Origin of the sequence: Micromonospora sp. NPDC050276 (assembly GCF_044459545.1) — a bacterium.
GTDB lineage: Bacteria > Actinomycetota > Actinomycetes > Mycobacteriales > Micromonosporaceae > Micromonospora.
Genome location: NZ_JBITJA010000006.1, coordinates 389,172 through 408,704, shown reverse-complemented (window position 1 = coordinate 408,704; position 19,533 = coordinate 389,172). Strand labels below are relative to the sequence as shown.

17 protein-coding genes are annotated in these 19,533 nt (G+C 70.1%); 10 read left to right on the top strand and 7 right to left on the bottom strand.

Annotated features, from left to right (window positions below):
• From ACIBF8_RS16015 to ACIBF8_RS15975, 9 genes are all read left to right on the top strand, one after another.
• Complete coding sequence (locus ACIBF8_RS16015) at positions 1-801, top strand: ParA family protein (protein ID WP_396783650.1); 801 nt, start codon at positions 1-3, stop codon at positions 799-801.
• A complete protein-coding gene (locus ACIBF8_RS16010) occupies positions 791-2,326 on the top strand; it encodes a CpaF family protein (protein ID WP_396783648.1) in 1,536 nt (511 codons plus the stop codon). The genes ACIBF8_RS16015 and ACIBF8_RS16010 overlap by 11 nt, the downstream gene beginning before the upstream one ends.
• Positions 2,327-2,330: 4 nt before the next feature.
• Entirely contained in the window at positions 2,331-3,233 is a 903-nt protein-coding gene (locus tag ACIBF8_RS16005) for a type II secretion system F family protein (protein WP_396783646.1), read from the top strand.
• Between the two features lie 117 nt (positions 3,234-3,350).
• Positions 3,351-4,220 carry a type II secretion system F family protein gene (locus ACIBF8_RS16000; protein ID WP_396783783.1) on the top strand — a complete coding sequence of 290 codons (870 nt, stop codon included), beginning with the start codon at positions 3,351-3,353 and terminating at the stop codon, positions 4,218-4,220.
• Between the two features lie 24 nt (positions 4,221-4,244).
• Positions 4,245-4,448 (top strand): hypothetical protein, encoded by a 204-nt coding sequence (locus ACIBF8_RS15995; protein ID WP_396783645.1) that lies wholly within the window; start codon positions 4,245-4,247, stop codon positions 4,446-4,448.
• 5 nt (positions 4,449-4,453) lie between these two features.
• Entirely contained in the window at positions 4,454-4,897 is a 444-nt protein-coding gene (locus tag ACIBF8_RS15990) for a TadE family protein (RefSeq protein ID WP_396783643.1), read from the top strand.
• A complete protein-coding gene (locus ACIBF8_RS15985) occupies positions 4,894-5,361 on the top strand; it encodes a TadE/TadG family type IV pilus assembly protein (protein WP_396783641.1) in 468 nt (155 codons plus the stop codon). Before ACIBF8_RS15990 ends, ACIBF8_RS15985 begins: the two co-directional genes overlap by 4 nt.
• The gene (locus tag ACIBF8_RS15980) at positions 5,358-5,807 is read left to right on the top strand and encodes a pilus assembly protein TadG-related protein (RefSeq protein ID WP_396783640.1); all 450 of its coding nucleotides are present in this window, start codon (positions 5,358-5,360) and stop codon (positions 5,805-5,807) included. The genes ACIBF8_RS15985 and ACIBF8_RS15980 overlap by 4 nt, the downstream gene beginning before the upstream one ends.
• A 14-nt stretch (positions 5,808-5,821) precedes the next feature.
• On the top strand, positions 5,822-7,120 hold the full coding sequence (locus ACIBF8_RS15975) for a LysM peptidoglycan-binding domain-containing protein (protein WP_396783639.1): 1,299 nt from the start codon (positions 5,822-5,824) through the stop codon (positions 7,118-7,120).
• Positions 7,121-7,237: 117 nt separating this feature from the next.
• Here the strand turns inward: ACIBF8_RS15975 and ACIBF8_RS15970 are convergent, their stop codons facing one another.
• Entirely contained in the window at positions 7,238-8,092 is an 855-nt protein-coding gene (locus ACIBF8_RS15970) for a DUF2231 domain-containing protein (protein WP_396783638.1), read from the bottom strand.
• 184 nt (positions 8,093-8,276) lie between these two features.
• Between ACIBF8_RS15970 and ACIBF8_RS15965 the strand changes: the two genes are divergently transcribed.
• Entirely contained in the window at positions 8,277-9,047 is a 771-nt protein-coding gene (locus ACIBF8_RS15965; protein ID WP_396783637.1) for a crotonase/enoyl-CoA hydratase family protein, read from the top strand.
• A 31-nt stretch (positions 9,048-9,078) separates the two neighbouring features.
• On the opposite strand, the gene ACIBF8_RS15960 is transcribed toward ACIBF8_RS15965, so the two are convergent.
• From ACIBF8_RS15960 to ACIBF8_RS15935, 6 genes are all read right to left on the bottom strand, one after another.
• A complete protein-coding gene (locus tag ACIBF8_RS15960; protein WP_396783636.1) occupies positions 9,079-12,771 on the bottom strand; it encodes a discoidin domain-containing protein in 3,693 nt (1,230 codons plus the stop codon).
• Between the two features lie 175 nt (positions 12,772-12,946).
• Positions 12,947-14,593 (bottom strand): glycoside hydrolase family 13 protein, encoded by a 1,647-nt coding sequence (locus ACIBF8_RS15955; protein WP_396783635.1) that lies wholly within the window; start codon positions 14,591-14,593, stop codon positions 12,947-12,949.
• Positions 14,594-14,695: 102 nt separating this feature from the next.
• Positions 14,696-15,583, bottom strand: coding sequence for a carbohydrate ABC transporter permease (locus ACIBF8_RS15950; protein ID WP_396783634.1), 888 nt, complete (start codon positions 15,581-15,583; stop codon positions 14,696-14,698).
• An 11-nt stretch (positions 15,584-15,594) separates the two neighbouring features.
• A complete protein-coding gene (locus ACIBF8_RS15945) occupies positions 15,595-16,551 on the bottom strand; it encodes a carbohydrate ABC transporter permease (RefSeq protein WP_396783632.1) in 957 nt (318 codons plus the stop codon).
• Between the two features lie 86 nt (positions 16,552-16,637).
• A complete protein-coding gene (locus ACIBF8_RS15940) occupies positions 16,638-18,017 on the bottom strand; it encodes an ABC transporter substrate-binding protein (RefSeq protein WP_396783630.1) in 1,380 nt (459 codons plus the stop codon).
• Between the two features lie 332 nt (positions 18,018-18,349).
• Positions 18,350-19,354: a LacI family DNA-binding transcriptional regulator gene (locus ACIBF8_RS15935; protein ID WP_396783629.1), complete on the bottom strand. Its 1,005-nt coding sequence runs from the start codon at positions 19,352-19,354 to the stop codon at positions 18,350-18,352.
• Positions 19,355-19,533 lie beyond the last annotated feature (179 nt).

The window sequence follows — 19,533 nt, the reverse complement described above, 5'->3', positions numbered from 1 at the left end:
ATGGCGATCATCGCGCTGGTGTCCGCGAAGGGTTCACCCGGCGTCACCACCTCGGCGCTGGCCTGCGCGCTGACCTGGCACCGACGGCTCGTGGTGGCCGAATGTGACCCGGCCGGCGGCTCGATCCTCGCCGGATACCTCGGCGGCCAACTGGACGGCCCGCGCGGCATCGGGGAGCTGGCCGTCGGGGAGTTGCGCGACGGCAACCTGGATACCGCGTTCTGGTCACAGCTGGTCGACCTGGACGCACCCCGCCGGGAACGACTGCTGCTGCCCGGCCTCGTCGACCCGGCCCAGAGCGGCAGCGTCACCCCGCTATGGCAGCGCTTCGCCGACTACTTCGACGCGCTCGACCGCGGCACCCCCGGCTACGACGTTCTCGTCGACTGTGGCCGGTTGCACGTGACCGGGCCGCCGTGGCCGGTGCTGCGGGCCGCCTCGGTGGTGCTGCTGGTGACCCGAGCGCAGCTGCCGGACCTCTCCAGTACCCGCGCGGTGGTCACCGCGATCGAACGGGACTTCGCCGAGCACCGGGTGCCACCAGGCACCCTGCGGCTGCTGCTGGTGGGCGACGGGCACGGACGGGCCGAGATCAGCCGCTCTTTGAAACTGCCAGTCATCGCACGGCTGCCGCACGATCCGCGTACCGCCGGGGTGCTCGCCCTGGGCGGGACCGTGCGGGCCGGACGGCCGCTGATGCGCGCGGCGGCCGCGTTGGAGGTCCCGATCGGGGCGCTCCTGGAGCGGCGGCGCGCCCGGTTGGCGTGGCCCGTGCAGCAGGGGGTGCCGGATGCGGTTTGAGCCGGTCTCCGCCGATCCGCGGCAACAGTCACCGGCGGTGACCTCCACCGCGCCACCACTGGCCATGCCGAACGGCCGGCACCACCAGTCCGTGCCGCAGCCGACGCCCGCGGCCACTGCACCGCCGGAGTCGCCACCCCGACCCCGGATGGACTTCCAGGTGGTCCGGGAACTGCGCCGGGAACTCACCGAACGCCTCACCCTCTGGCAGCGCGGCCGGGAGTTCACCGTCGACGAGGAGGACACCGAGCGGGCCCGACTCGCCGTCACGGTGGTCGCCGCGTACGCGGACTCGGTGCGCCGGGCCGGCACACCGATGGCGGCCGGCGAGGAACGGCTGCTGCTCGACCAGGTGACCGCCGAACTGGTCGGGCTCGGCCGGCTACAGACGCTGCTGGTCGACGACACCATCGAGGAGGTGCACATCCTCGGCTGCGACCAGGTACGCATCACCCGGCACGGCGGTGGGGTGGACTGGGCCGAGCCGATCGCCGACAGCGACGCCGAGTTGGTGGAGATCCTCCAGGCGGCGGCCCGCCGGGCGGGTGCGACCGAACGGTCCCTGTCCACCGTGAAGCCCACCCTCGACCTGCAACTGCCCGACGGCAGCCGGCTGGCCGCGGTGTTCCTGGTCAGCCACCGCCCGTACGCGGTCATCCGCAAGCACAACACCCTGGACGTCAGCCTCGACGACCTGGCGGGCGCCCGGGGTGACCTGGACGAGATGATCGACCCGCTGCTGCGCGACTTCCTCCGCGCGGCGATGCGCGCCGGTCTCAACATCATGGTCGCCGGGTTGGCCGGTGCCGGAAAGACCACGGTCATCCGGGCACTGATGAACGAGATCCCGCCCGACGAGCCGTACGTGCTGCTGGAGGAGAGTCGGGAGCTACTCCCGGCCCGCCGCCGGGAGCGACACCGGGCGGTGATGAGCTTCGAGGCCCGGGAGGGGCACGGCGAACGCGGCTTCGACGGTCGTCCGGCCGGCGAGGTGACCATCGCCGACCTGATCCCGTTGTCGCTGCGGATGGGCGTCCTGCGGATCATCGTGGGCGAGGTGCGGTCCCGGGAGATCGTGCCGATGCTCCAGGCGATGACCACCAGCCGGGGGTCGATGTGCACCATCCACGCCCGTACCGCCGCCGGGGTGGGTGAACGGATCGTCGAGCTGGCTCTGGCGCACGGCCGAGAGATGACCGTCGACCAGGCCCGCCGGATGGCCGGCAACGCGCTCGACCTGATCGTCTACGTCACCGTCGAGGACGAGACCGCGATCGGTGGGCGCAAACACCGGTTCGTCTCGCAGGTGGAGGAGGTGATCGGGGCCGGCGAAGCCGGTCGGATCACCACCACCACGGTCTTCGGGCCCGGCCCGGACGGTCGCGCGGTCCCCCGGCACCTGCCGGAACGGGTCCGCGACCAGTTGCTGCGGGTGGGTTACGACGCGCGGCTGCTGACCCGTTGGGTCGAGGCCGGCGCCGGTGCGTGGCGGCGGCCGCGGCAGACCCGACTGGCCCGGCGGTGATCTGATGCTCGGCAGCCTGGAGTTGATCGCGGTGGTGTCCGGGGCCGCCTGTGTGGCCGGGCTGGTGCTGGCCGTGGTCGCGCTGGTCGGCACCCGCCGACCTCCCGGGCCGGGCCCGGGCAGCGGGCCAGGCATCGCCCGGCTGTGGCGCGGACCGGGCAGCACCCCGGCTGAGCAGCGGGCCTATCAGGCGCTGCTGGTCGCCGCGCTGGTCGCCGGCGCGTTGGCATTCCTCTTGACCGGGCTGCCGGTGGTCGGCCTGCTGGTGGCGGTGGCGGTGCCCGGCACCCCGTGGCTGTTCGGGGTGGGCAAGGCCGAACAAAGGGCGATCGCCCGGATCGAGGCGGTCGGCGAGTGGACCCGCCGGCTGAAGGACGTCTCCGGCACCGGGCAGGGCCTCCAGCAGGCCATCATCGGCACGATCGGCAGCGTGCCACCCGGCATCGAGGACGAGGTACGGCTGCTCGCCGCCCGTCTACAGGCCGGCTGGATGGCCCGCTCCGCGCTGCTGGCGTTCGCCGACGAGATCGCCGACCCGGTCTGCGACCAGGTGGTCGCGGCGCTGATCCTGCACCTGTCGGACCGGGGTGAGCGGCTGGGTGACGTGCTCGGTTCGATCGCCGGCGCGGCGTCCGCGGAGGTGGCCACCCGTCGGGAGATCGAGGCCAAGCGCACCCAGCCCCGGTTCGCGGTCCGCTTCCTCACCGGCATGACCCTGGCAACCCTGGGATACGGCTTGATCAACACCGAGTACATCAAGCCGTACGGCACCCCGGTCGGCCAGTTGGTGATGGCCGCCCTCGGCGCCGCCTTCATCGGCCTGCTGGCCTGGGTGCGGTCGATGAGCCAGCCGCAGCGACCGGCCCGGTTCCTGCCGGCGCCCAACCCGAACGAGGTGATCGCGTGAGCGCGAGGAGTGCAGCGCAGCGGAGCCCCGCAGTCGCGAACGAAAGGCGGCTCCCGTGAGCGCGAGGAGTGCAGCGCAGCGGAGCCCCGCAGTCGCGAACGAAAGGCGGCTCCGATGATCGTGAATTGGCAGTTGGCCATCGCGGTGTGCGGCGGGGCGGCCATCGGGTTGGGTGTGTTCCTGGTGGTCCGGGAGATGGTGCCGGCGACTCCGGCGTTGGGGCCGGCGCTGCGCCGACTGCACCAGCCGGCGGGCGTCGGGCAGCTCCCGGCTGCCGCGTCGCGGCGGCTGGACTGGTTGACCGGGTTCTCCCGCTGGCTGCGGCCACCGCACCGGCACTTGGCCCTGATCGATCAGACCTCCGAGCAGTACACGCTGTCGGTGCTGCTCTCCGCACTGATCGGGTTGGCCACGCCGACTCTGCTCGGGGCGGCACTGTGGGTGCTCGGCGTGCCGTTTCCACTGGTCGTACCGGTGCTCGGCAGTCTCGGCCTGGCGCTGTTGGGCGGCCTGCTCGCACACCGTGCCGTGCTGACTAAGGCCGACGCCGCCCGCGAGGAGTTCCGCCAGGCGGTCTGTACCTACCTCGATCTGGTGGCGTTGCAGCTCTCCGCCGCGCACGGGCCGGTGCAGTCGCTGGAGCGGGCGGCGGCGGTCTGCGACGGCTGGGTGTACGACCGGCTCCAGGAGTCGCTGCGGATCGCCCAGATGCAGATGCACGCGCCCTGGGACGAGCTGCGCGACCTCGCCGACAAGATCGGTATTCCGGAGCTGGGTGACGTGGGCGCGATCATGCGCTCCTCCGGCAGTGAGGGCGCGCAGGTGCACGAGACGCTGCGCAGCCGGGCCGATTCCTTGCGCGACCAGATCCGCACCGACAGCCTGGCGCACGCCGAGGGGATCACCAGCAAGCTCGACATTCCGGGCGCACTGCTCGTCTTCGTGCTGCTCGGCTTCGTCCTCTATCCGTTCATCACCCGTGTCTGACCCCGCCCCCTGAAGGAGAACGCCATGTCCATCCTCAGCTACCTGCACGTCGCGCTGACGGCGCGCCTGGCCGAGCTGCGCCGAGACGGTGAGCGCGGCGACAGCCCGGTGCCCACCGCAGTGATCATCGCCGGTCTGGTCGCCGTCGCCATGGCCGTCACCGCGCTGGCCCTGACCAAGGCCAACAACTGGATGACCGGCATCCCGGACCACACCAACCCGGAGTAGCCGGGATGCGTCGAGCCGCGTGCCCGAGGTGGAGCCGAGCGGTCACCGCCGCCCGGCACCGCCTCGCGGCCGGTGATCGGGAGCAAGGCGCCAACCCGGTGGAGCTTGCCGTGATGATGCCGCTGATCCTCGTGCTGCTCTTCGCCTCGATTCAGGTGTCGGCCGTCTTCCTCGCCCGCTCCACCGCGTTGAACGCCGCGCAGAGCGGCGTCAGCGCCCAGCGGACCTATCAGGCGGAGGACGGCGCCGGGGTGGACAGCGCCACCCGTTTCCTCAAGGCGGCCGGCGGCTGGCTGGTGGGCTGGGACAAGGCCGGCCCGACCTGCGTGACCACCACGACCGAGGTGACCTGCACGGTGAGCGGTCGGTCCCTGTCGGTGGTGCCGGGCGTGGACTTCGCGGTCCAGCAGACCGCGCACGGAACGGTGGAGAGGTTGACCGAGCCATGACCCGTACCGCCGAGCGCGGCTCGGTCTCCATCGAGGTGGCGGTGCTCGCCCCGGCGTTCATCGCGCTGATGGTGCTGGCCGGTGTGGTCGGGCGCAGCGCGGTCGCGGCGGAGGCGCTCGACGCGGCCGCGCACGACGCCGCCCGGGCGGCATCGATATCCCGGGAATCCGGAGCCGCCCGGACGGCGGCGCTGGCGGCCGCCCAGAAGCAGCTGGACTGGCACGGCCTGGCCTGCGCCAACGACCTGGACCCGACCTTCACCGGCTCGGTGGGCGGCGCGGCCTCCAGCTTCGACGAGGCCTTCAGCAGCCAGGTTGGCACGGACGCCACGGTGACGGTGACGATCACCTGCGTGGTGTCCTTCCAGGACATCACGCTCGACATCCTGCCTGGGATGAAGAGTGAAAGGCAGATCACCGCGGAATTCACCTCCCCACTCGACCGTTACCGGGGCCGGCAGTGACGGCCACGACGTCGGCGGCCAGGTCCGCGCCGGCCGGTGAGCGCGGCCGGGTGAGCATCTTTCTCGCGGTGACGATGGTCGGCGTACTGGCCATCATCGGTCTCTCCTTCGACGGCGCCGGGCAGCTCCGCACCCTGCAACGTGCCCAGAACCTGGCCGCCGAGGCGGCTCGGGCCGGCGGTCAGGCCATCGACCGGGCCACCGCCATCGAGGGCGGGCCGAAGCGGATCGACGAGCCGGCGGCGCGCGTGGCGGTCGCCAACTACCTGGCCGCCGTGGAAACCACCAACCACACCGTGAACTTCCCCGAGGTCGACGGGGAAATCCTGATCCGGGTGACCGTCTCGATCACCTACCACCGCTCGATGCTCGGACCGTTCGTCCAGCAGAAGACGGTGACCGTCACCGGCGAGGCGACCGCGCGTGCCATCACCGCAACACCGTAGGAAGGAAGGCAGCCATGCCCGTATCGGGTGGGTCCGTCGTACGGCGGACCGGACGGATCCTCACCGGCATCGGCGCGCTGGCCGTGCTTCTGGTGCTGCTGGTCGGCGCGCCGATCGCGCTGCTCGCCTTCGCCGGTAATCCCCTACCTGATCACCTCCCCACGATCGGCGCGGTGGGCACCGCGCTGACCAGCCGCGACGACGGTCAGCTCTTCCTGCGGGCACTGGCCGTAGCCGGTTGGTTCGGCTGGGCCACGTTCGCCTTCTCCGTTCTCGTCGAGCTGGGCGCACAGACCCTGCGCCGGCCGGCACCGAAGCTGCCGGGCATGGGCCGCCAGCAGAAGGCCGCGGCCGCGCTGGTCGGCTCGGTCGCGCTGATCCTGGTGGCCAACCCGGCCGCCGCCAGCGCCGCGGCGGTCTACGGAACCCCGGTGTACGCGAGTCCGGCCGCACCGGCCGTGACCACCCTGGCCGCGCCGACCCCTGCGGCGTCGACGCCGGACACGGCCGCACCGGTGTACCGGGTGGCGCGGGGCGACTACCTCGGCGAGGTGGCCGAGCGGTACCTGGACGAGTTCGGCGACTACCGACAGCTCGCCAAGCTGAACAAGCTCGACGATCCGGACCGGATCCGCCCCGGTCAGCTGCTCCGACTGCCCGCGGAGGCCACCGACCAGGGTGCCCGGCAGCACGCCACCGGCCGGCTGGTCGACCGGCCCGCGGCGCCAAAGCCGCCCGCGCCCCGTCCGGCGCCCGAGCGAGCCGCACCGCCGCGGGTGGCTGACCCGGCACCCCCCGGGGGTACGGCGTCAGCGGGCCAACCACCCGCGATGACGGTCGGCGCAGCGCGGGCCGGCGACGCCGACCGGGTGAACCGACCGCTGGCGGTCTCCGCCGTACTGGCTGTGGCGAGCATCGTCGGCGCCCAGATCGGCGCAGTTCTCGGGCTGCGCCGCCGCCCGGCGACCGCAGGGGCGGCACCCCGGTTGGCCGCGTCCGCCCGCACGTCCCGGGGCGGCACGGGCCGCAGCGGTGGTGGCGCGGGCCGGAGTGGAGTGGCTCCCGGCAGCCCGATGACACCCGCCGGTAGTGGCATGGCTCCCCCCGGCAGCACGGCGTTCCCCGGCAGCGGGATGGCTATTCCCGGCGGCACGACACCCGCCGGTGGCGGGATGGCGACCACCGGCGCAGAGGGCTGGAGTGGTGACGACGACTGGGCCGGCGATGGTCTGGAAAGCGGGCTGTTCAACGGCAGGCACGGCCTGGACTCCGTGCCGGACGGCCCGCCGGTCGGCCGGCACCGACGCGCCTGATCGGCAGGGTAGGCGCGTCCGGAACTGAGGTGTCCGGGAAGCCGTGATGCCTCTGCGGCATCTTGATGACTCAGAGGCATCATCATCATGGGCGACACTGCCGAAGCAGGGTCCGGGTCAGGGCAGACGGGTCTGGAGCACGCCGTTCTGGATCCGGGTGGGCAGGATCTGCTGGTCGTTGCCGGACGGCCCCTGCACGACCTCGCCGCCGTTGAGCCGGAACGCGCTGCCGTGCCACGGACAGACCACGCAGGCGTGGCCGTCGATCTCCTGCACCTCACCCTGGCCGAGCGGCCCGCTCTGGTGCGGGCAACGCTCCAGCATCACGGTCACCTCGTCACCGTGCCGGTAGAGGATCACCGAGATGTCGTCGTCCACCTCTCGGGTGATCAGAGTGCGTTGCGGCAACGTCGCCATGTCGGCCAGCGAGTGCCAACCGTCGGTCATCCGGTGCAGCTCGGAGATGCTCTGGTTGACCTGCGCCCCCTGCTTGTACGCCAGGTGACCCCCGATGTACGCCCCGAGGCTCACGGTGGAGAGCCCGAAGAAGCCGAGGGCGCGACCCATACCGTGGCGGCCGGACAGCCGCGCGGCCAGCGAGCCGGCGTAGAGCGTCAGGCCGACGGTGTTGGCGGCGGCGTGCACCAGGCCGACCCGGCGCTGGTCCCGGGCGAGTGCCGCCCAGTCGTTCAGACCGGCGACCGCCGCTGGCAGCGCGCTGACGGTACCCAGACCGACCAGCACGGTGGCGGGCCGGCGCTGCCCGGGCATGAGGTCCAGCACCGCGGCGCTGATCCACGCACCGACCGGCACCTGCACCATCGCCGGGTGCAGCGGATGGCCGAGGGTCACCCCGTGCAGCAGGTCACGCAGCCGGCGCGGCCGGAGCGTCCCAAGGACGACCTTCTGCAACCGGTCACCCGCGCGGTCCAGCCGGGAGTCCTGCTCAACTTTCGTCAGAAGTGCTCGCACGAGTACCGACTTCCCGACGATCGCCGTCGCAAACCGGTCGGCGACGACAAACCTGACGCGCCCCCACACCGCTGATCTTGCAGTTCCTGCTGCGGCAATCCGGGGCACAAGCCGCGAAACGGCAGCGCAAAGTGCAAGATCGACGGGGATTGTGGGGTGGGGTGACGGCGGGCATGCTGGCGGGATGGGTGTGCGGGTGGAGCGGGCCGGGGCGGTGAGCACTGTGGTGCTGGACCGGGCGGACGTTCGGAATGCCGTGGACGGGGCGACGGCGCGGGCATTGGCGGACGCCTTTCGGGCCTTCGACGCCGATCCGGACGCGGCGGTGGCCGTGCTCTGGGGTGCTGGTGGCACGTTCTGCGCCGGCGCCGACCTCAAGGCGATCGGCACGCCGAGCGGCAACCGGGTCGAGCCGGAGGGGGACGGTCCGATGGGTCCGACCCGGATGGCGCTCAGCAAACCGGTGATCGCGGCGATCTCCGGGTACGCGGTGGCGGGCGGGCTCGAACTGGCGCTCTGGTGTGACCTGCGGGTCGCCGAGTCCGACGCGACGCTCGGGGTGTTCTGCCGCCGCTGGGGAGTGCCGCTGATCGACGGCGGCACCGTCCGGCTGCCCCGGTTGATCGGTGAGAGTCGGGCGATGGACCTGATCCTCACCGGCCGCCCGGTGCCGGCCGACGAGGCGTACACGATGGGGTTGGTCAATCGGTTGGTGCCGCCCGGCCAGGCGCGGGCGGCGGCCGAGGAGTTGGCGGCGACGATTGCCCGGCATCCGCAGACCTGCCTGCGCAACGACCGGGCAGCAGTGCTGGCTGGCGCAGGGCTTCCCGAGCCGGAGGCGCTGGCGACCGAACTGGCGTACGGGATGAACTCGCTGGCCACGGACGCGGCGGCCGGCGCGGCCCGGTTCGCGGCGGGCGAGGGCCGGCACGGCGCGGCGCCGCCGGGAGGGTGAGCCCTCCCGACGGCGCCGGCTGCTGACCAGCTCAGTTGCGGTTGATGGTGAAGGTTGTCGTGACGTTGCGGATGTCCTGGTAGTTGTTGGTCAACCGCAGGTTGTTGAAGGTGACCGAGCCGACCGCCGGGCCCTGACCGGGTTCCGGCATCTCGTTGGCCCAGATCGCGAAGCCGGACTTCGCGTCGTACGCGTCACCGCTCTTGCGGACCCCACTGATCGAGATGTTGGTGAAGACCGTGTCGGTAATCGGGTTCTCCGGCTGCGACCCGTTGTACTTGGTCTGGAACATGATCCCGGTGTACGTCGGGTCGACGATGTCCACGTCGGACACCCGGATACCGCGGAATTCCTTCGAGGCGGAGAAGACCCAGATCGCGGGGAATGTCTGGGAGCCCCAGAAATGCCCACCCGCGCGGATCAGCGAGATGTTCTGGAACTGGGTCGGCGGGCTGGCCCCGAATCCGATGAACGGATAACCGAAGTCCAGCGAGCTGATGGTGATTCCCGAGTACGTCAGCATGTCCGCGATGTACAGATTGCGGAAGATGTTGTTGTAACCGCCGTAGACCGCCAGGCCGGCGGCCCGCCAGGTCAGCGTGGCCGTGAGGTTCTCGAACACGTTGCCGTTGTTGCCGGTCGACGCACCCTGGTCGGTGGCCGAGAAGAGGGCGAACGCGTCGTCGCCGTTCGACCGCCCCTCGGAGTTGGTGACCAGGTTGTTGGTGCTGCCGTTGGTCAGGTTCACGGCGTCGGCGAAGGTGTTCCGGAAGCGGCTGTTGCGGATGGTCAGCCCGCTGACGCTCACCCCCCAGTACGCGCAGACGGTGTGCTCGACCCAGACGCTGTCCAGGGTCATGTTGTCGACGTCCTTCAGCTCACCCCAGACCTTGCCCGGCCCGTCGATCCGGTTGGTGTAGTTGCCGAAGAAGGCCAGGTGCGAGAAGGACGACCCGCTGGCCGAGGACTCCACCCGGAAACCCGCGTCGGTGTTCTGCTGACCGGTCGGCGTCCGGAAGCGGGTGTACCACATGCCCGCGCCGACCACGGTGATCGGCTTGCCGTACACCTGGAACTTCTGCGCGGTCTCGTAGGTGCCGGCCGGCAGGTAGACGCCGATCAGGTTGCCGGTGGTGTCCATCCGGACCGCGTCCAGCGCGTTCTGGACGTCCTGGTGGCTGAAGCCGGAAGGCACCCGGTAGCGGGCCGGGTCCGGGTTGGCCCGCGGTGCGACCAGCTCCAGGTTGATGAAGTCGATCGCGTACGTGGTGGTGTTGGCCGGGTCCTTCTGCAAACGGATCTTGCTGCCGGCCGGGATGGTCGAGTTCAGCATGACGTTCGCCTCGTCGTACAGGTGGCGAGGCGGGCCGGCGCTGGGCGAGTCACTCGGGCTGGCCTCCGCGCCGTACAGCCAGATGTGCTTGGAGGTCAGGTTGATCGGCTTGTGCAGGGTGCCGTTGACGTAGATGTTCAGCGTCGAGTCGATGCCCCCGCCGCCCGCCGAGTCGGGGATGGAGAAGCGGGTGACCAGGGTGTTGGTGGCCGCCCGGGTGGTCCACTCGACGTACGAGCCGGTGCTGTTCAGGGTCACCGCCCGCCGTCCGGACGCCTCACCGCCGAGGTTGCCGATGTCCCGGTTCGGTCCGACCTGCCCGGCGCCGCCGCCGGTCGTGCCGTCCTCGGCCTCGTACATGTCGTACCCGAGGTTGGCGCCACGCCCCACGAAGAGCGGGCGGTCGGTGGTGTTGTTGGTCTGTTTGACCGGCAGCTCGTTGCCGTCCACGGCGAGCACCACCCGGACGGTGTACTTGCCGTTCGCAGCGGTCCAGGTGCCCAGGCTGATCGGGCCGACCGTCGCGCCGGCGTTGATCACGCCGGAGTACGAGCCGGTGAGGGTACGGACCACGGTGCCGGAGTCGTTGAGCACGGTCAGGGTGATGCCGTGCGCGCCGGACGCGGACGCCTGGTTGCCGGCGTTGCGGATCGACACGGAGAAGGTGACCGTGCTGCCCGGCGGCGGGTTGCCCGGCGACCAGTCGACCGCGGAGGCGACCAGGTCGGAGCTGGCGACCGCGCCGACCACCAGCGGGCTGGGGTTGGTGTAGCTGTTGTTGGTGTCGTCCTGCTCCACGACGGTGTTCGACTCGTCGACCTTGGCGCTGAGCGGGTAGCTGCCCGAGTCGCGGGTGCCGATGCTGGCGCTGACCGTGGTCGAGGCGCCGGTCGCGAGGCCACCGACCGAGGCGGTGCCGACCCGGGTGGAGCCCAGGTAGAAGTTGACGTTCGTCGCACCGGAGGCCGCCGTGCCCGCGTTCCGCACGGTCGCGGAGAGCGTGATGGTGCTGGTCTCCACGGGTGCGGACGGGCTGAACGACATACCGGTGACGGTCAGGTCCGGGTTCGGCGCCGGGGTGCCGAAGACCTGGAACTCGGCCACCTGCCCGGCCGGGGCGCCAGTGTTCGAGGCGATCGAGAGGCGTACGTCGGCCGCCGCACCGGAGACCGGGATGGTCACCGTGTTGCCGCTGCCCGGGTTGAAGGTGTAGTTCGCCGCGCCGACCAGGGTGGTGTAGCTCGACGAGCCCTGGTCCCGGCCGAGCACTGTGATGTTCTGGGTACGGGTGCCCCACGCGGAGTCCGGGTTGAGCTTCAGCACGACCTGGCTGAGGGTGGCGTTCGCGCCGAGCTGCACGGTCAGCGTGCTCGGGTTGCCGTTGCCCTCCCAGTAGGTGGCCACGTTGTTGTCGTTGGCGTTGGTGGCCACGAACGTGTGCACGAACCCGGAGGCGCTGATCGGCTTACCGATCGCCAGGTTGCTTCCGGTGGGCGGGTTGCCGGTGCCGGTCCGGGTCACGGTGTTGCTGTTCGCCGACTGGTTGCCCGCCGCGTCCTTGGCCCGGACGTAGTACGACACCGTGGCGCTGTCCGCCTGGTTGTCGGTGTAGGTGAGCGTCGAGCCGTTGACGCTGCCGCGCAGTGCGCCGTTGGCGTACACGTCGTAGCCGGTCACTCCGACGTTGTCGGTGGACGCCGACCAGGTGAGCCGGATCTGCCCGCTGGCCGGCTGGGTGTAGGCCAGGTTGCCGGGCACGCTGGGCGCCTGGGTGTCGGTGCTGCCGGTGGCGCCGTACACCTCGACCTCGGAGAACTGCGCGGCCGGCCAGCCGGTGTTGCCGGTGACCTGCACGCGTACGTAGCGGGTGCTGGCGGCGGTGAAGCTGACGGTCGTGGTGTTGCCGCTGCTGGGGTTGAAGGTGTAGCCGGCGGACGCCTTCAGGGTGGTGAAGGACGAGCCGTTGGTCGAGCCCAGCACCGACAGCGTCTGGGTACGGGTCTGCCAGTCCGACGAGGGCGGCAGCTTCAGCACCAGCCGGTCCACGTTGATCGTGGCGCCCAGATCGGCCTGGATCCACTGCGGGAACGCGTTGTTGGCGCTCTCCCAGTAGGTCGACGCGTTGCCGTCGTTGGCGTTGGCCGCCACGTAGTTCTGGTTGTAGCTGCTGGCGGTCATGGTGGCGGAGAGCCCGGCGAGCATGGCCACCCGGGCGGCGGCCGCGGACGGGTCGGCCGCCGGTGCCGCGCTCGCCACGGGGGTGACGACCGGGGCGGTGGCGAGGAGCATTCCGGCGAGCGCGCCGGCGAGCATCCGCCGGCGGGCGGTGCGGGGGACGGTGGTGGGCGCGCCGGTTGGCGGCGTGCCTCGTCTGGTGCCGGTCCTGGACATGGGGTCGCTACACCTCTTTCGGGGGTGGGTGTGGTGCGTTGCCCGGCGGCGGGAGCAGGGGGTACGCCCGCCGCGTTGCACATTGCCCCTCGGTTTCTCCTTTCTCCCCGGTACGTGGGGGCTGGTGGTAGGTGGTGCCGGCGGCCGGGACGGGACCGCCGGCACACCACGACGGTCAGGTCCGGCCGGGTCCGTCCGGCGATTCGGCGGTACGCAGCCAGACGGCGGTGTCGGATGGCAGTAGCCCGTCGTCGAGCGGCCCGCTGGCCAGCAGCAACTCCCCGTGAGCTGGCATCGGTACCGGCGCGGCGGAGAGGTTGACCAGGCAGGTGAAGCCGCTGCCGCGGCTGAACGCGAGCACCCCGTCCGGGGCGGGCAGCCAGGTCAGTTCCCCGTCGCCGAGCGCCGGATCGGCCCGCCGGGCGCGGATCGCCGCCCGGTACAGCTCCAACATCGAGGCCGAGTCACCGGTCTGCGCGAGAGCCGTCCGGTCCTTCCAATCGGCCGGCTGCGGTAGCCACGGCGCCGCGGCGCCCTCGGGGCTGAACTCGAACGGTGGCTCGTCACCGGCCCACGGCAGCGGTACGCGGCAGCCGTCCCGACCGGGATCGATCCGGCCGGACCGCTCCCACATCGGGTCCTGACGCAGCGCGTACGGAATGTCCTCGACCTCGTAGAGGCCCAGCTCCTCGCCCTGATAGACGTAGGCGGCACCGGGCAACGACAGCGAGAGCAGCGCGGCGGCGCGGGCCCGGCGGGTGCCCAACTCCAGATCGGTGGGGATCCCCTCGCGCTTGGCCGCGAAGCTGAACCGGGTGTCCGCCCGACCGTAGCGGGTGACGTGTCGGGTGACGTCGTGGTTCGAGAGCACCCAGGTGGCCGGCGCGTTGACCGGCGCGTGCGCGCTCAGCGTCCCGTCGATGCTCTCGCGCAGCGCGGCGGCGTCCCACGCGCAGCCGAGGAAGTCGAAGTTGAACGCCGCGTGCAGCTCGTCCGGGCGCAGGTAGTTGGCGAACCGCTGCCGGTCCGGCAGCCACACCTCTCCGATCAGCGCCCGGTCGGTGTACTCGTCGGCGACCCGACGCCAGCCCCGGTAGATGTCGTGCACCCCGTCCAGGTCGTGGAACGGGTGCGGCTGGTCGGGCTGGACCTCGGGCAGCGTCCCGTCCTTGACCAGGAGCCCGGCCGAGTCGATCCGGATGCCGTCCACCCCCCGGTCGAACCAGAACCGCAGGATGTCCTCGAACTCCTCCCGCACCCGGGGGTGGTCCCAGTTGAAGTCCGGCTGCTGGGGGGCGAACAGGTGCAGGTACCAGTCGCCGGGGGTGCCGTCCGGGTTGGTGGTGCGGGTCCAGGTCGGCCCGCCGAACTCGCCGACCCAGTCGGTGGGTCGCTCGTCGCCGTTCGGGCCTCGGCCGGGTCGGAACCAGAACAGGTCGCGTTCGGGTGCCCCCGGCCCGCCGGCGAGGGCGGCCTGAAACCAGGGGTGCGCGTCGGAGCAGTGGTTCGGCACCACGTCGACGATGGTCCGGATGCCCAGCGCGTGCGCCTCCGCGATCAGCGCCTCCGCCTCGGCGAGGGTGCCGAAGACCGGGTCGATGTCGCGGTAGTCGGAGACGTCGTAGCCGGCGTCCGCCATCGGGGACGGGTACCAGGGACTGAACCAGATCGCGTCGACACCGAGCGCGGACAGGTGGTTCAGCCGGGACCGGATGCCGGCGATGTCGCCGATGCCGTCGCCGTTGCCGTCGGCGAAGCTCCGGGGATACACCTGGTAGATCACCGCTCCCCGCCACCACGGACTTCTGTCAGCTGTGGACACGAGCACCTGCTTTCTGCGTCAGTACGTCGGCGGGTTCGCCGGACCTGGTCATGTGTCGGGCGAACGGTCGTTGTTCGCCGCGCGGGGAGGATGCGGTGGTGGTCAGCCCTTGATGCTGCCCGTGGTCAGACCGGACATGATGTTCCGTTGGAAGATCAGGAAGATGATGACGGTCGGGATCGCGGCGATGACCGACGCGGCGATCACCACGTTCATCGGCGTGCCACCGGCGAAGGCGTAGATGCCGACGCTGACCGTCCGGGTCTCGGGTGAGGGCATGACCAGCTTCGGCCAGAGGAAGTCCTTCCAGACCGCGGTCACCGCGAAAATCGAGACGACGCCGAGGATGGGGCGCGACAGCGGCAGGATGATCGACCAGAGCGTGCGCAGCGACGTCGCCCCGTCCATCAGAGCGGCGGCCATCAGCTCCTCCGGGATCGAGTCGAAGAACCGCTTCAGCAGGAAGATGTTGAACGCGTTGGCGACCAGGGGCAGCCAGATGGCGAACGGTGAGTCCAGCAGGTTGATGTGCAGGATCGGCAAATCGATCACGGTCACGTACTGCGGAACGATGAGGACCATCGCCGGGATCATCAGCGTCCCCAGCATCAGGGCGAGGATCACGTTGCCGAAGATCGGCCGGAGCTTGGACAACGAGTACGCGGCGGCGGTGTCGAGGACGAGTTGGAAGAGCACCGCGCCGATGGCGTAGTAGAACGTGTTGAACAGCAGCTTGGCGAGGTCCAGGTTGTTCCACGCGTCGATGTAGTTCTGCGGCTGCGGATCCTTCGGAAACAGCGACGGTGGGGTCTGTGCGATCTCCTGGCCGGACTTGAGCGCGCCGGTGACCATCCAGTAGAGCGGCCCGAGGAAGACCAGCGTGAACCCCGCCACGACGACGACCAGCAGCGTCCAGTAGATGACCCGACCACGCCCCCGGCTGATCTGGGTCTGGGAGATGAGGGTCCGGGTTCCGGAATCCTGTGCCATTCCTCGCCGTCCTAGTCCTGTTTCGCGGTCAGCCGCACGTACACGGCGGAGAAGCCGGCCAGCACCACGAGCATGATCACGCCCAGTGCGGCGGCACCGTTGAGGTCGTTCTGGAAGAACCCGTGCTGGTAGATGAGGTACGCCACCGAGGTCGCGGAGTCCTCCGCGCCCGCCCCGTTGGCCAGGATCAGTGGCTCGATGAAGAGCTGCATGGTGGCGACGATCTGCAACATCGCCAGGAGCGCGAGGATCAGCCGGGTCTGCGGGATGGTCACGTGCCGGATCCGCCGCCAGATCCCGGCACCGTCCAGCTCCGCCGCCTCGTACAGCTCGCCCGGGATGTTCTGCAACGACGCCAGGTAGATCAGCACCGCGCCGCCCATGTTCATCCAGGTCGAGGCGAGCACCATCGCCGGCATGGTCATCTCGGGCGACTGCATCCACTGCGAGGTGGGCAGGTGCAGCGCCTTGAGGATCGCGTTGAACAGCCCCGCCTCGCTGGGGTCGTACGCGTAGAACTTGAACAGGAACAGCGCGGAGGCCGGCGGCAGCATCACCGGCAGGTACACCAGGATCCGCAGGTAACCCTTGGCGTGGCGGAACTCGTTGAGCAGCACCGCCACGAAGAACGGCACCACGTACCCCAGCGCGAGCGCGAGCACGGTGAAGTAGAACGTGTTCTGCCAGGCCGTCCAGAAGCTCGGGTCGGCGATGATGCGGGAGTAGTTGTCCCAGCCCACCCAGGTGGTCTCACCGCGCCGGGTGCGCTGGAAGCTCATGACGATGCCGCGGATCATCGGGTACCAGGAGAAGACGACGAAGCAGAGCACCGCCCCGATCAGGAACGCGTGACCGGTGAGGTTGTCCCGTACCTTGCGGCCGAGGCTCGTACGCTGCGGCCTCACCGAGTACGGCGACGGCGGGCGGCCCGGTTTCCTGGGGGTCTCCGGGACGGTGGTGAGCGCCAAGGCAACTCCTGGGTGAGTCGGTGACGTCGACGATGCGGTGCGAACAGCGTGGGGCCGGGTCGGCGTCCCGGCCCCCACACGATCTGTCAGCTCTCGGCGGCGAGGAGCTGGTTGACCTTCTCCTCGGCGGTCTTGAGCAGTGCGTCGATGTTCGAGTTCGGGTTGGTCAGCACACCGGACATCGCGGCGTCGAGCACCGCGTAGATGGCCTGTGCGTTGCGCGGCTCGCCCTTGATCGGGACCGGGGTCGCCTCGAAGAGCGCGAAGTTCGCGGTGTCGACGTTCGCGTTCGCCTTACGCAGCTCCAGCTCCTGCTTCTGCGCCGCACTGCCGTTGGCGAAGAGCAGCGGCTGGGGCAGGCCCACCGGGTAGTTCTGTGGCTTGGCCCGGACGTAGTCGAACTGGCCCTTGCCCGGGGTGAGCTTCTGGTACGCGATCCACTTCAGACCGGCCTTGACCTGCTCGGGAGTGAGGTCCTTCTTGAAGAAGTAGCCCTCGCCACCACCGAGCGTCCCCTTCGCCGCGCCGTCCTGGCCGGGCAGCGGGCTCATCGCCCAGTCCTGGAACTTGCCCTGGAACTGGCTGACGATCGCCTGGGTGGCGTCCGGCGCACCGATGAACATGCCGACCTTGCCCGCGCCGGCGTTCGTCAGCAGGTCACCCCACTGGAGCAGCTGACGGGAGCCCATGCTGTTGTCGCCGTACCGCATGTCCTTGAGGTTCTGCAGGACCTGCTTGCCCATGGCGTTGTTGAAGTCGGCCTTCTTGCCGTCGGCGGTGAGCACCTGGCCGCCCTGCGAGTAGAGCAGCGAGGTGAAGTGCCACCCGCCGGTGTTGCCGGCGCTGTACTCCGAGTAGCCGGCGATGCCGTTACCGAGCGCGGAGATCTTCTTGGCTGCGGCCCGAACGTCGGCCCAGGTCTTGGGCGGGTTGTTCACGTCCAGCCCGGCCTGCTGGAACAGGACCTTGTTGTAGACCAGACCCATCGAGTAGTTCTTCACCGGTACGGCGTAGAGCTTGCCGCCGTCGGTGAAGACCTCCTTCAGCGCGGGGTCGACGCTGTCCCAGGTCGGGATCGTGTCCTTGTTGGCGTACTGGCTGATGTCCATCGCCTGACCGGAGTCGAGCACCTGCTGGAGGTCGGTCATGTACCCGTAGAACACGTCGGTCACGGTGCCGCCGGCGAGCCGGGCGGTGAAGTCCGGCGGGTTGTTGCACTGCTCGCCGACGCTGACGCTCTTGATGATGATGTCCGGGTTGAGCCGCTGGAACTCGGCGACGTCGTCGTTCCAGTTCTTCAACAGCTCTTTCTGGGCACCGACCGGCTGGCAGTCGACCGTGATGGTGACCTTGCCGCCTGCGTTCGAGCCCTTGTCGTCGCTCTTCGTGGAACACGCCGTGAGGCTGAGCCCCAGGCCGGCCACGAGCGCAACCGCCGCAGCCTTTCGGTATTGCGGTACGGACATCTGTCCATCCCTTCGGGAACGGGTGTCTCCAATGACCTTCGCTGATCTGCGGTGATACGACCTGACGCCCAGTAGCTGCGTCGGAGCCAGGTGTGAGTGGAGTCACTGTAGCGAGGCCGACTCATTTCGGCAAGGTATCGACCCTGTTCCGAAAGGACACGACGTGATTACGGCAGATGTTGGCAAGCCCGTGAAAGCAGACTGATTTGCAAGCTATTGACCCCTTATGGCCGGTCATTCCGCTCGGTCGACGCTGATCGATCTGGGCAACGACGAAAACGGCCGCCGACCGCGAGAAGCGGTCGACGGCCGAAGCGTCGTACGTGTGGTCCCTAGCGGCCGGGAGCGGGCGCGGTGGAGCCGCGCACCACCAACTCCGGCTCGAACAGCAACTCGTCCTGGAGCACGCCGGCACCCTCGATCTGGGTCACCAGCAGATCCACGGCGGCCTGACCCATCGTCTCGATCGGCTGCCGCACCGTGGTCAACGGCGGGTCGGTGCACGTCATGAACGCCGAGTCGTCGAAGCCCACCACCGACACGTCGGCCGGCACCGAACGCCCCAGCCGCCGGGCCGCGCGAATGGTGCCCAGCGCCAGCACGTCGCTGGCGCAGATGATGCCGGTCACGCCCCGCTCGACCAGTTTCGTCGCGGCGACCCGCGCTCCCTCCATCGAGAAACTGGAGCGCTCGACGCACTCCGCGTCGCCCTCACCCCAGCCCGCCGCCTGGATCATCGCGTCGAGCTTGCGCCGGGACGGCACATGCCCTTCCGGGCCGAGCACCATCCCGATCCGCTCGTGCCCGAGCGACCGCAGGTGCCCGTACGCCTGCTCCACCGCCACCGCGTCGTCGGTGGAGACGCGGGGGAAGCCCAGCTCGTCGACACCCGCGTTGACCAGCACGACCGGAAGCCCGCGGTCGGTCAGCCGACGGTAGTGATCGTGTCGGGCGTCGGCGAGCGCGTAGGAGCCACCGGCGAAGATCACCCCGGAAACCTGGTGGTCGAGAAGCATCTCGACGTAGTCCATTTCGGAAACTCCACCGATGGTCCGGGCGCAGAGCGCCGGGGTGTAGCCGCGCTGGGCGAGCGTGCCGGTGACGACCTCGGCCAACGCCGGGAAGATCGGGTTCTGCAACTCGGGCAGCACCAGTCCGACCAGCCGGGCGCGTTCGCCACGCAGCTTGGTCGGCCGCTCGTAACCGAGCACGTCCAGCGCCGTCAGCACGGCGGTGCGGGTCGCCTCGGAGACGCCGTCGCGGCCGTTGAGCACCCGGCTGACGGTGGCCTCGCTGACGCCCGCCTTCTTGGCAACTTCAGTCAACCGCTTGGTCACGGTCGCAATCGTACGTCACGTGGATGAAAGAAATGAACAGCAAATTGCCCAGCGTTTGCTGTCCGGCTGCCGCATTCTTCCCACCGCAGACCATTCCGACCCACGCCGCCACACCAAACGGCGACGCTCCCGGCTGCCAGTGGCCGACGACCCCAGGTGCGCCGGTGCCCCATACGCCA

Excerpts from the sequence above, each read along its gene's own strand:
- ACIBF8_RS15940 (WP_396783630.1), bottom strand. The coding sequence starts at position 18,017 with ATGTCCGTACCGCAATACCGAAAGGCTGCGGCGGTTGCGCTCGTGGCC.
- ACIBF8_RS15965 (WP_396783637.1), top strand. The coding sequence starts at position 8,277 with ATGGGTGTGCGGGTGGAGCGGGCCGGGGCGGTGAGCACTGTGGTGCTG.
- ACIBF8_RS16010 (WP_396783648.1), top strand. The coding sequence starts at position 791 with ATGCGGTTTGAGCCGGTCTCCGCCGATCCGCGGCAACAGTCACCGGCG.
- ACIBF8_RS15990 (WP_396783643.1), top strand. The coding sequence starts at position 4,454 with ATGCGTCGAGCCGCGTGCCCGAGGTGGAGCCGAGCGGTCACCGCCGCC.
- ACIBF8_RS15960 (WP_396783636.1), bottom strand. The coding sequence starts at position 12,771 with ATGTCCAGGACCGGCACCAGACGAGGCACGCCGCCAACCGGCGCGCCC.
- ACIBF8_RS15995 (WP_396783645.1), top strand. The coding sequence starts at position 4,245 with ATGTCCATCCTCAGCTACCTGCACGTCGCGCTGACGGCGCGCCTGGCC.
- ACIBF8_RS16005 (WP_396783646.1), top strand. The coding sequence starts at position 2,331 with ATGCTCGGCAGCCTGGAGTTGATCGCGGTGGTGTCCGGGGCCGCCTGT.
- ACIBF8_RS16015 (WP_396783650.1), top strand. The coding sequence starts at position 1 with ATGGCGATCATCGCGCTGGTGTCCGCGAAGGGTTCACCCGGCGTCACC.
- ACIBF8_RS15950 (WP_396783634.1), bottom strand. The coding sequence starts at position 15,583 with ATGGCACAGGATTCCGGAACCCGGACCCTCATCTCCCAGACCCAGATC.
- ACIBF8_RS15985 (WP_396783641.1), top strand. The coding sequence starts at position 4,894 with ATGACCCGTACCGCCGAGCGCGGCTCGGTCTCCATCGAGGTGGCGGTG.
- ACIBF8_RS15975 (WP_396783639.1), top strand. The coding sequence starts at position 5,822 with ATGCCCGTATCGGGTGGGTCCGTCGTACGGCGGACCGGACGGATCCTC.